This is a genomic window from Curtobacterium sp. MCPF17_047 (assembly GCF_003234045.1).
Taxonomy (GTDB): Bacteria; Actinomycetota; Actinomycetes; order Actinomycetales; family Microbacteriaceae; genus Curtobacterium.
Genome location: NZ_QKSF01000029.1, coordinates 1 through 8,273, shown reverse-complemented (window position 1 = coordinate 8,273; position 8,273 = coordinate 1). Strand labels below are relative to the sequence as shown.

Genomic DNA, 8,273 nt, shown 5'->3' with positions numbered 1-8,273 from the left:
GTGCGGGGCGGGGCGAGTGGGACGGTGCCGGGAGGCGCGTGTTGCGTGAGCGGGTGGAGTACCCGGGTCCGCCTGGGTGCGTCCCGGCTCTTCCGCCCGCTCGCCTCAGCGAGGGCGAGGGCACTGGGCGGGACGGTCCCGGGAGGCGCGTGGCGCGTGAGCGGGCGGAGTACCTGGGTCCGCCTGGGATCGTCCGGGGTCTTCCGCCCGCTCGCCGCGGGGAGGGCGAGTGGGACGATGCCGGGAGGCGCGTGGTGCGTGAGCGGGCGGAGTACACGGGTCCGCCTGGGATCGTCCGGGGTCTTCCGCCCGCTCGCCTCAGGTCAGGGCGACGGGCGAGAGTGCGGGGCGGGGCGAGTGGGACGGTGCCGGGAGGCGCGTGTTGCGTGAGCGGGCGGAGTACCCGGGTCCGCCTGGGTGCGTCTCGGGTCTTCCGCCCGCTCGCCTCGGCGAGGGCGAGGGCGAGGACGAGGGCGCTGGGCGGGACGGTGCCGGGAGGCGCGTGGTGCGTGAGCGGTCGAAGTACCCGGGTCCGCCCGGATGCGTCCCTGGTGTTCCGCCCGCTCGCGCCGCGGGGTGGGCGGAGCTTGTCATATGGTCGAGAGATGCTCGACGCCGAAGACGTCCTCGATCCTCCGCCGCGACGGGTCCTCGTGGCGGGGACGGCCGGCGTCGGCAAGACCACGACTGCGCGCCGGGTCGCCCGGGCGATCGGCGCACCGCACACGGAGCTCGACGAGATGTACCACGGGCCCGGATGGACGGTGCTGCCGGACTTCGAAGCCCGGGTGGACGAGATGACTGCGACCCCGACCTGGGTCTGCGAGTGGCAGTACCGAGGCGTGCGGCATCTGCTGGTCGAGCGTGCGGACACCCTGGTCTGGCTCGACCTGCCGAGGTCGGTGGCGTTCGTGCGCCTCCTCCGACGGACAGTCCGACGACGCCTGCACCGCACGGAGCTGTGGAACGGCAACGTCGAACCGCCGCTGTGGACGTTCTTCACCCGGAAGGAGCACATCCTCCGCTGGGGCATCGCGAAGCGGAACGAGATGCGGGAGCGTGTGCCGTCGCTGGCCGACGACGCTCCGCACCTGCGCATCGTGCGCCTGCGCTCGCAGCGGGAGGTCGAGCGGTTCGTCGGGCAGCTCAGCACGCGCACCGAATAAGATCGTCGGCGTCCGCCTCCGTAGCTCAGTGGATAGAGCAGGTGGTTTCTACCCACCGTGCCGCGGGTTCGATTCCTGCCGGGGGCACCGACGACGAAGGCCGCCATCCCCGGGGATGGCGGCCTTCGTCGTCAGGCGGTGTCAGTTCACTCGTCGTCGTCCACAGCGCGTCGACGCAGTTCGCTCGCGCTGACGGGATTCGAGTACGGGGACTCCGACGTCTCGTTCGCGTCAGCTGGCTCGGCGGGGGCATCGGCGATCCGCGTCGGGATCGATGTCGTGCTGGCGGTACCGGCAGCGCCGACAGGCACGTCGGTCCTGTTGCTCCGGTCACCGCGGACGTCGTCACGCTCGTTGTCGTCGTGTGAGGAGCCGCGCGCCGTCCACGACGCCGGGAGGTCGTTGCGGCCGTTCCGTTCGTCGCGCACCACCGGTGCACGGTCCGCGGAACCGGGGCGGAGAGAGCTCACGGGAACGTCGTCCACGGCGTCCTCGTTGTCAGCGTCGGTCTGGTCGGCGTCGGTGGTGTCGCGCTCTCGGGAGGCTGACCAACCGCGGTTCTGCGACCCGAAGGCAGGGGAGCCGAGGGTCGGACGGATCGGCGTGGTCTCCCCGTCGGAGTAGGGGCGCGTCGCGTTGTCCGAGATCGGGACCGTCGCGTCGGAGCCGTACGAACTGTCAGCGGGACGTCCGGCCGACGTCGGTGTCGAGTTCGGGTACGCCTGCGCGGGGGCAGCGGCCGACGCGCCGAGAGCAGTGGCCGACGAAGCGGTACCGGCGGCCGAACCGGCGCGAGGGCCGGCGTCCGCGGCCGGCGTGATCGGCGGCTGGGCGGGGCGGAGCGATGTGGTGGTCGGAGTGGGAGCCGGTTCCGGCGTGCGGGCCGAGTCGACCTTGTCGGCGTTCCAGTCCTGCTGGCGCTTGATCAGGTCGGCGTCGGGGTCCGGGGAATCGAACTTCCAGCGCTCGAGGTCACTCTTGAAGAGCTTGCGCGCGCGACCGGGCCGGGCCTGCCACTCGAGGATGCGGTCACGGAACTCGGTCAGCGACTGTTCCGCCTGGAAGCTGAAGGTCGAGGAGTTCTTCTTGATGTCCGCGATCTCGTGCTGCGCCCAGTTCGCGGCGGTCGGTGCGCCGGTGACGGGGAGCAGACGGAGTCGGATGTCGGCGTCCTCGGCGAGATGATCTGCGTAGGCGCGCTCATCGTGCCCGAGCGAGCCCCAGTTGGCGGCCTTCCGCGCTGCCGAGATGAGTCCGGCGACGGCAGCGTTCTTCGCTTCACGCTCCTGCAGCGAGACGACGCGCTTCGTCGCTCCGCGGCCGATCAGTGCTGCGACGATGCCCGCGACGACGATCGCGATGAAGGGGATGATCGCCCCCGACAACACGCGCCAGCCGTCGTCCGACGAGGTCCAGTCGTTCAGGTCGTTCCACCACTGCATGCGCGCACCCTACGTCGGGATCGGTCGGGGTCTGGGGATGACAGGCGGAGGAACCGCACATCCATCGCATCTGATTCCGATGTGGAACATCATCACCAGCGCAGGGTGTCGACGGCGTCGTCCGCGTCCCAGACGTTGGGGAGTTCGACGAACCGGCGTTCGGCCGCGATGTAGCGACGGGCCCGGTACGCGGTGCCGCCGGCGACGTCGACCCGGTCCACGTACCCGACGATCTCGCCGTTCGCCCGCGTGACACGGCTCAGGTCGTCGCGTACATCCAGGATCCGGAGATCGCCGCGGGAGCGCGCGACCGGTCGAGGCGAGTGGATGCTGAGCCGGGCGTCCGTCGTCGTCTGCATGTGGGCCTCCTGGTCGGCGGGTGTGACTCGAATGTACGTTCGGCCACCGACACCCAGGTCGGACCGCAGCCCGACCTGGGGAACACGCACGGGCCTCCCGGCGTTGTGGAGGAAGGTTCTCTCAACGGCTCTCCCGAGCCTCGGAAGGCAGGTCCTGACCATGACCACGTTCGTGCTCGCAGGTGGATGTTTCTGGTGCCTCGACGCGGTGTACCGCACGCTGCAGGGTGTGCAGGACGTCGTGTCCGGCTACATCGGCGGGAGTGACCAGCGCCCGACGTACGAGCAGGTGTGCACCGGCACGACCGGCCACGCCGAGGCCGTCGCCGTCACCTTCGACGAGACCGTCCTGCCGGCGCAGGTCGTCCTCGACGTGTTCTTCACCCTCCACGACCCGCGCCAGCTGAACCGTCAGGGCGCCGACGTCGGTACCCAGTACCGGTCGGCCGTGTTCCCCGCGGACGACGAGCAGCGTGCGCTGTTCGAGCAGGCGATCGGGCGGGCCTCGGACATCTGGGACGGCGGGATCGTCACCACCATCGAGCCGCTCGGCGAGTTCCACCGCGCGGAGGAGTACCACCAGGACTTCTTCGCGAAGAACCCGGGGCAGGGCTACTGCCTCGCCGTCGCACTGCCCAAGGTCAACAAGGTCCGCAAGGCATACAGTCAGTACATCCTGGCGTCCTGAACGACGGGGCGTCGGGGCCACGAGGAGGTGGTCGCACGATGACGAACGACACACTGCAGAACGCGGACGCGACGACGGGGACCTGGGTCGCCGTCGGACCGGCAGGAGCGGTGGGCACCATCCACCGCGATGCCGGCGGGTTCCGCGTGGAGCTGTACGGGCGACGTGGCCCGGGCGGGACGTACCCGTCGCTCCAGTCCGCCAAGGGCGCGGTGCACAAGGCGCTGGGTCCGCTCGCGGACCGGCCCGAGTTCCGCGCGCACTGATCGGGACGGGAGGCTCCGATCACGTTCCTGCACAGGGAGCGTGATCGGCGCCTCCTCTCCACATCCTCGGCGCCACGAGCCGGCGGGGGCTCGCTCTGCCCGACGATCGAGCCATGAACGACACGATCACGGTCTGCGGCATCGTCGCCACCGAACCCCGCCACCTCGTCACCGAGACGGGCATCGCCATCACGAGCCTCCGGCTTGCCTCACCGTCCCGCCGCTGGGACCGCCAAACCTCGACCTGGGGCAACGGTCCGACCAACTGGTACACCGTCACCGCCTTCCGTTCCCTCGCCGCCAACGTCAACCGGTCGCTCAGCAAGGGCGACCGGGTGGTCGTCACCGGACGCGTGCGCATCCGCAACTGGGAGCGCGACGGCCGTGGCGGGACGAGCGTGGAGATCGACGCCGAGGGGATCGGCCACGACCTCGCCTGGGGGATCAGCAACTGGATGCGACTGCCGCGCCACGTCACCGAGGCGACCGCCGCCCCCGGTTCCTCGCCACGCGTCGACCACGACACGGGCGAGGTCCACGAGGACATCCCGGACGCAGCCCACCCACCCGTCGAGGCAGTGCCGGACGACACCCACCCCGACGAGCGCCAGGGCACCGAGGACTCCCTCGCAGCGATGCTGACCCCCGCCGACGAGCAGCCGGACCACCCGGTCGGGCTCGATGCGGCCTGATCTCGGCACCCGAGCCCACGAGCGACCAGTGTCATCACTACACTTGGAGCGATATGGCTGAGTACATCTACCAGATGGTCCGCGCCCGCAAGGCGGTCGGTGACAAGCTGATCCTCGACGACGTCACGATGTCGTTCCTGCCCGGCGCCAAGATCGGCGTCGTCGGGCCGAACGGTGCGGGCAAGTCGACGATCCTGAAGATCATGGCGGGGCTCGACCAGCCCTCGAACGGCGAGGCGAAGCTGACCCCGGGCTTCACCGTCGGCATCCTCATGCAGGAGCCGGAGCTCGACGAGACCAAGACGGTCCTCGAGAACGTCCAGGAAGGCGTCGGCGAGATCCACGGGAAGCTCGCGCGCTTCAACGAGATCTCCGCGCTGATGGCCGAGCCGGATGCCGACTTCGACGCGCTCCTGGCCGAGATGGGCACTCTGCAGGAAGAGATCGACGCGGCTGACGCGTGGGACCTCGACTCGCAGCTCGAGCAGGCCATGGCTGCCCTCCAGTGCCCGCCCGGGGACGAGCTCGTCACGCACCTCTCCGGTGGTGAGAAGCGTCGCGTGGCGCTGTGCAAGCTCCTGCTCCAGAAGCCGGACCTGCTGCTCCTCGACGAGCCCACCAACCACCTGGACGCCGAGAGCGTGCAGTGGCTCGAGCAGCACCTGCAGCAGTACCACGGTGCCGTCCTGGCCGTGACCCACGACCGGTACTTCCTCGACCACGTCGCCCAGTGGATCGCCGAGGTCGACCGCGGTCGCCTCTACCCGTACGAGGGCAACTACTCGACCTACCTCGAGAAGAAGCGCGCCCGCCTCGAGGTCCAGGGCAAGAAGGACGCCAAGCTCGCCAAGCGCCTGACGTCCGAGCTCGACTGGGTCCGCAGCAACACGAAGGGGCGCCAGGCCAAGTCCAAGGCGCGTCTGGCGCGCTACGAGGAGATGGTCACGGAGGCCGAGCGCACGCGCAAGCTCGACTTCGAGGAGATCGTCATCCCCGTCGGACCGCGTCTGGGCTCGCAGGTCATCGACGCCGAGAAGCTGCACAAGCAGTTCGGCGAGCGCGTCATCATCGGCGACCTGTCGTTCACGCTGCCCCGCAACGGCATCGTCGGCGTCATCGGCCCGAACGGCGTCGGCAAGACGACGCTCTTCAAGACGATCGTCGGCCTCGAGCCGCTCGACGGCGGCACGCTGAAGATCGGCGACACCGTCGACATCTCGTACGTCGACCAGAGCCGTGGCGGCATCGACCCGAACAAGAACCTCTGGGAGGTCGTGTCCGACGGACTCGACTACATCCAGGTCGGCAAGACCGAGATCCCTTCTCGTGCCTACGTGTCGCAGTTCGGGTTCAAGGGCCCGGACCAGCAGAAGCGTGCGGGCATCCTGTCCGGTGGTGAGCGCAACCGTCTGAACCTGGCGCTGACGCTCAAGCAGGGCGGCAACCTGCTGCTCCTCGACGAGCCGACGAACGACCTGGACGTCGAGACGCTGGGCAGCCTCGAGAACGCGCTGCTCGAGTACCCCGGTTGCGCCGTGGTCATCACCCACGACCGGTGGTTCCTCGACCGCATCGCGACGCACATCCTCGCCTGGGAAGGCCTGAACGAGGACGGCACGCCGATCTGGTACTGGTTCGAGGGCAACTTCGAGGCGTACGAAGAGAACAAGGTCGAGCGCCTCGGAGCCGACGCTGCGAAGCCCGGCCGCGCGACGTACCGCAAGCTCACCCGGGACTAGTCCCGGTGGCACGCCTGCACGCTCCGATCCGCATCCGGTGGAGTGACATCGACGCCTACGGGCACGTGAACAACTCCGCGATGCTCCGGCTGCTCGAAGAAGCACGCGTGCTGGCGTTCTGGGCGCCGGACCCCGACGAGATCGATGAGTCGGGGTCCGCGCCTGAACCGGTGATCGACGGCCGCCCGGGTTCGGGGACGATGACGGTGATCGCGGCGCAGCGCCTCGAGTACCTCGGATCGACGCCGTACTTCCGCCGGCCGCTCGACATCCAGCTCTGGATCGGGAGGATCGGTGGGGCCAGCCTCGACATCTCGTACGAGGTGTGGTCGCCGATCGGGCACGAGCCCGCCGAGCTCTACACGCGGGCCACGACCACGCTGGTGCTCGTCGACGCGGAGACGAACCGCCCACGACGCCTCACCGAGGTCGAGCGGGCCGCTTGCCAGCAGTACGTCGAACCGCCGGTGGCGTTCTCGCGACCCTGACGATCGCTCGGTCCGTATGGCCGGCGGGAGGCCCTTCGGGTTCTCGGCCCGTCGGACACGTCAGCTCAGCTCCACGTCGGCCGGCCGGACACGTCAGGCACCGCGCAGCTCGGCAGCGCGGCGATGCACCACTGCCGCACCGCCGCACTGCCGCACCGCGCCACTGCGTCAGCTCGACACTCCGTCAGGCGTCGGGACGCGCATCATGCCCTCCTGGGCGACGGTGGCCAGCAGGCGGCCGTCGCGGGAGAACATCCGGCCCAGCGCGAGGCCCCGGCCACCCTGGGCGCTCGGCGACTCCTGCGCGTACAGCACCCACTCGTCGGCGCGACCGTCACGGTGCCACCACATGGCGTGGTCAAGGCTCGCGAGCTTCACGCCCGGTGTGCCCCAGGCCATGCCGTGCCGACGCATGATCGGTTCGAGGAGGGACAGGTCGCTCGCGTAGGCGAGGACGGCACGGTGCAGGGCGGGGTCGTCCGGCATGTCACGCTCGACCCGGAACCAGACCGCCTGGTGTGCGACCTGCGCGCCCTGGACGTCCACGTAGACCGGACCGTCGACGTGTCGCATGTCGATCGATCGTTCCGCCCATGCCTGTGCGGTCGGGTGGTCGATGCCCGCCAGTACCGACGCTGCGGACGGCAGGGACTCCGGCGTGGGGACGTCGAGGGGCATCGGGTCCTGGTGCTCGGCCCCGGCATCCGGTGTCTGGAACGACGCGATCATCGAGAAGATCGGCGTGCCGTTCTGGTACGCCTGGACCCGGCGGGTGGCGAAGGACCGGCCGTCGTGGATCCGCTCCACGCCGAACGTGATCGGGACGTCGATCGCTCCCGGCCGGAGGAAGTAGCCGTGGACGGAGTGGATGTCGCGGCCCTCGATGGTGGCCTGGGCGGCGACGATGCACTGCGCCAGGACCTGCCCTCCGAAGACCCGGCCGCCCGGCGACCAGTGACTCGCTCCGGTGAGGATCGTCTCCCTGGTGCTCGCTCCGGTGTCCTCGAGACGCAGTGTGGAGAGGAAGTCGGGTTCGCGGTTCACGCCATCAGTCTACGAAGACCGCATGCACGTGCCAGAGGTGCTGTCCAGGGATCCTGACTGCGGTGTCGTCAGTCGCTTCCGGTGGCAGTCGCGCCGAGCAGGTCGAGGACGCGCGGGGAAGTCCTGAGCACGCTCCAGAGGGCGACGGCGACGAGCGTCCCGCTGGCGCTGGCCAGCCAGGGAGTGACGAGGTGTGACCAGGCTGTCGGCGAGATGATCCAGACGAGCTGATTGGCGATCACCGATCCCGCGAGCGAGAGCAGCAGACCGAGACCTGGGCGGAGGCTCTGGGAGGCGAGCAGGCCGGCGACGACGAGGACGGACGTCAGGGCGTTCAACAGATGTGGCATGGGCGTGTGGGGGATCGACAGGCGGGGGCAGGGTGAGGG

At 69.8% G+C, this 8,273-nt stretch carries 10 protein-coding genes and 1 tRNA gene; 7 read left to right on the top strand and 4 right to left on the bottom strand.

Translation table 11 applies throughout. The features are described 5' to 3' along the window. Positions 1 to 605 precede the first annotated feature (605 nt). Together DEJ33_RS16715 and DEJ33_RS16710 are read left to right on the top strand one after the other, a co-directional pair. A complete protein-coding gene (locus tag DEJ33_RS16715) occupies positions 606 to 1,166 on the top strand; it encodes an AAA family ATPase (RefSeq protein WP_111195569.1) in 561 nt (186 codons plus the stop codon). Positions 1,167 to 1,180: 14 nt separating this feature from the next. After that, positions 1,181 to 1,253: transfer RNA gene (locus DEJ33_RS16710), tRNA-Arg, on the top strand. Between the two features lie 59 nt (positions 1,254 to 1,312). On the opposite strand, the gene DEJ33_RS16705 is transcribed toward DEJ33_RS16710, so the two are convergent. Together DEJ33_RS16705 and DEJ33_RS16700 are read right to left on the bottom strand one after the other, a co-directional pair. Then, positions 1,313 to 2,608, bottom strand: coding sequence for a hypothetical protein (locus tag DEJ33_RS16705; RefSeq protein WP_111195568.1), 1,296 nt, complete (start codon positions 2,606 to 2,608; stop codon positions 1,313 to 1,315). Between the two features lie 92 nt (positions 2,609 to 2,700). After that, positions 2,701 to 2,967 carry a hypothetical protein gene (locus DEJ33_RS16700; protein ID WP_111079396.1) on the bottom strand — a complete coding sequence of 89 codons (267 nt, stop codon included), beginning with the start codon at positions 2,965 to 2,967 and terminating at the stop codon, positions 2,701 to 2,703. A 160-nt stretch (positions 2,968 to 3,127) separates the two neighbouring features. Between DEJ33_RS16700 and msrA the strand changes: the two genes are divergently transcribed. The 5 genes from msrA to DEJ33_RS16675 all read left to right on the top strand — a co-directional run bounded on the left by msrA (position 3,128) and on the right by DEJ33_RS16675 (position 6,840). Further along, the gene (gene msrA / locus DEJ33_RS16695) at positions 3,128 to 3,655 is read left to right on the top strand and encodes a peptide-methionine (S)-S-oxide reductase MsrA (protein WP_111195567.1); all 528 of its coding nucleotides are present in this window, start codon (positions 3,128 to 3,130) and stop codon (positions 3,653 to 3,655) included. Positions 3,656 to 3,693: 38 nt separating this feature from the next. Beyond that, a complete protein-coding gene (locus DEJ33_RS16690) occupies positions 3,694 to 3,921 on the top strand; it encodes a methyltransferase (RefSeq protein ID WP_111195566.1) in 228 nt (75 codons plus the stop codon). Between the two features lie 113 nt (positions 3,922 to 4,034). Beyond that, positions 4,035 to 4,613, top strand: coding sequence for a single-stranded DNA-binding protein (locus DEJ33_RS16685; RefSeq protein WP_111079393.1), 579 nt, complete (start codon positions 4,035 to 4,037; stop codon positions 4,611 to 4,613). Between the two features lie 53 nt (positions 4,614 to 4,666). After that, positions 4,667 to 6,352, top strand: coding sequence for an energy-dependent translational throttle protein EttA (gene ettA, locus DEJ33_RS16680; protein ID WP_111195565.1), 1,686 nt, complete (start codon positions 4,667 to 4,669; stop codon positions 6,350 to 6,352). Positions 6,353 to 6,357: 5 nt separating this feature from the next. After that, positions 6,358 to 6,840, top strand: coding sequence for a thioesterase family protein (locus tag DEJ33_RS16675; protein WP_111195564.1), 483 nt, complete (start codon positions 6,358 to 6,360; stop codon positions 6,838 to 6,840). Between the two features lie 168 nt (positions 6,841 to 7,008). Here DEJ33_RS16675 and DEJ33_RS16670 read toward each other — a convergent pair whose 3' ends face one another. Both DEJ33_RS16670 and DEJ33_RS16665 read right to left on the bottom strand, forming a co-directional pair. Then, positions 7,009 to 7,884, bottom strand: coding sequence for an acyl-CoA thioesterase II (locus DEJ33_RS16670; RefSeq protein ID WP_111079392.1), 876 nt, complete (start codon positions 7,882 to 7,884; stop codon positions 7,009 to 7,011). Positions 7,885 to 7,952: 68 nt separating this feature from the next. After that, positions 7,953 to 8,273: hypothetical protein (locus tag DEJ33_RS16665; RefSeq protein ID WP_220034500.1), on the bottom strand; the 321-nt coding region annotated here is incomplete at its 5' end.

Coding starts and splice junctions, on each gene's coding strand:
- DEJ33_RS16685 (WP_111079393.1), top strand. CDS start 4,035: ATGAACGACACGATCACGGTCTGCGGCATCGTCGCCACCGAACCCCGC.
- DEJ33_RS16705 (WP_111195568.1), bottom strand. CDS start 2,608: ATGCAGTGGTGGAACGACCTGAACGACTGGACCTCGTCGGACGACGGC.
- DEJ33_RS16690 (WP_111195566.1), top strand. CDS start 3,694: ATGACGAACGACACACTGCAGAACGCGGACGCGACGACGGGGACCTGG.
- DEJ33_RS16700 (WP_111079396.1), bottom strand. CDS start 2,967: ATGCAGACGACGACGGACGCCCGGCTCAGCATCCACTCGCCTCGACCG.
- msrA (WP_111195567.1), top strand. CDS start 3,128: ATGACCACGTTCGTGCTCGCAGGTGGATGTTTCTGGTGCCTCGACGCG.
- DEJ33_RS16715 (WP_111195569.1), top strand. CDS start 606: ATGCTCGACGCCGAAGACGTCCTCGATCCTCCGCCGCGACGGGTCCTC.
- ettA (WP_111195565.1), top strand. CDS start 4,667: ATGGCTGAGTACATCTACCAGATGGTCCGCGCCCGCAAGGCGGTCGGT.